At 39.8% G+C, this 1,798-nt stretch carries 2 protein-coding genes; both read right to left on the reverse strand.

All coding sequences use genetic code 11. The features are described from left to right. Positions 1-46: 46 nt before the first annotated feature. Positions 47-883 carry a rolling circle replication-associated protein gene (locus MKY22_RS17320; protein WP_341090783.1) on the reverse strand — a complete coding sequence of 279 codons (837 nt, stop codon included), beginning with the start codon at positions 881-883 and terminating at the stop codon, positions 47-49. Positions 884-990: 107 nt separating this feature from the next. Further along, on the reverse strand, positions 991-1,212 hold the full coding sequence (locus MKY22_RS17325; RefSeq protein WP_341090786.1) for a hypothetical protein: 222 nt from the start codon (positions 1,210-1,212) through the stop codon (positions 991-993). Positions 1,213-1,798 lie beyond the last annotated feature (586 nt).

Consider the following 1,798-nt stretch of genomic DNA (forward strand, 5'->3'; position numbering starts at 1 on the left):
ACGAAAAAGGACACCCAAGCCAAGGTGCCCCAGTTCTATTCAATTTTTAACGTTTCGTGTTATACTGTTCATAGGTTATTACGTTCTTAAAGTCGTCCTGCTCGACGACAATAGTCTTGGTGTAGTGGGGTTTAGCCGACCCTACTATTTTTTTTATGTCCGAATATACCATGTCTTTTCTTTCAGGCATAACAATGCCTTTCGACTTCCGATATAGGTTCATGCCGCTAGGATAATAATGCAATCTCCCACCCTTGATGAACTTCTTTTTCTGACCATCAACCTCTATTGTTTTAACCTCGATACCACCATCTAATTTTTGAATATCCGTATCCTCTTTTAACTCAACATCAGCTAAGTAAGCAGACAAATAAGCACCGATATTATCGACACCACGCAAGGACTTAATCTTGATAAATCCATGTCCCCACATTTCAGCTACCGCATTAGGAGGTACATAAATACTCTGTCCTACACAATCATTGAATCTAATCAATAAGTGATGGTGCCAGGCACCTCGTTCTTGTGGTTCTACAATCGTCATATAATCAATAGATCCGTATTCTTTTCCGTACTTATACCGGAACTTTTTCATGAACTTATCGAAATCAGTATAAAGCACTTTTCTATCAGTCATATTCTTGTGATAGGTAAGTGTTATATGCAATTCGTTCCCTTCACCAAGGAAGTTCGCATTGATTAGATAACGCATCTTTTTGAATGTTTGACGCAAAGAATTAAAACTCTCACTTCGAACTTCACTCTGCTTGAACTCCAATACCTCACCAGTAGAAATATTTAGATAGGTATCCTTGTCTAACTTCCGAATGTTATTAGATCTATTCATGCGCTCCATATGTTGAACCTCAACAATGTGATTCATTTCAGTTACACGAACAAAAGAGCTTGAAGAGATTTTTCCGTTATCTTTCATATGCTCACCAATTTTTCTCGTAAAGTTTAATTAAAATCAAGTTAATAAGGCATAGGTTATTTTGACGATTTTTCCTCTAAAAATTTGAGTACACTTTCGTTGGTCATGATAGCCATAGCTTTCATGGTTTCTTCTTGCTTTTTCATCTCTGAAATCTTCATGTTGATGAACGAGTTAACCGATACACCATGATAGTCAGATTGTTCCTGAACCCATTCATAGATCGGTAACGGCATACGAATATTGATACGTTTGATGTTGTTATTATCTTTTGTCATTTTGGCACCCCCCTTATGCCTAATCATAACTGTATTGGAAAGGGTTTACAACGTTTTTTATTTCACGACTAATTGACAGTGAGACTCTGACCCCCAAACCCCCAAAACCATCGCCTCCGAGGTTCTTCGCCCCTCTGGGAGCCACTGGTTTAAGTGTTTATGGGGGTCTACTCACTATCAATTAGCTTTCGCGACATAAACACTGGGCGTACTGTTTAAAAAGGCCGCAACACTAACGGACTGTAAGACGGAGGTCACTTCTCTATGTATTGTCCACCCCCCTGTTAGTAGGAGGGGGTAATCCCAAAGAGTATAGCCCGTTATACTCTTGTTCCAAGAGACGGGTAAGGGAAATTACTTTGTATACATTTGTTTTAATCTAGATCTAGAGTATACTTTTGATTCAGGAGTACACATTGTAATCAATTGTTTACTGGAACCTTAGTTTGGTTTCTTTTCGATTCTATGCAGCGTACGTGTTTATGCGTGTCGGTTCGGTGGCGTAGGGTACCCCCTGCTAGACGCAGGCACCCCCTTCCGCCCTCCGCTTCCGATACGCCTGTATCTACGTTTCCTGTGTAGATAC

Source organism: Exiguobacterium sp. FSL W8-0210, from assembly GCF_038006045.1.
GTDB lineage: Bacteria > Bacillota > Bacilli > Exiguobacteriales > Exiguobacteriaceae > Exiguobacterium_A.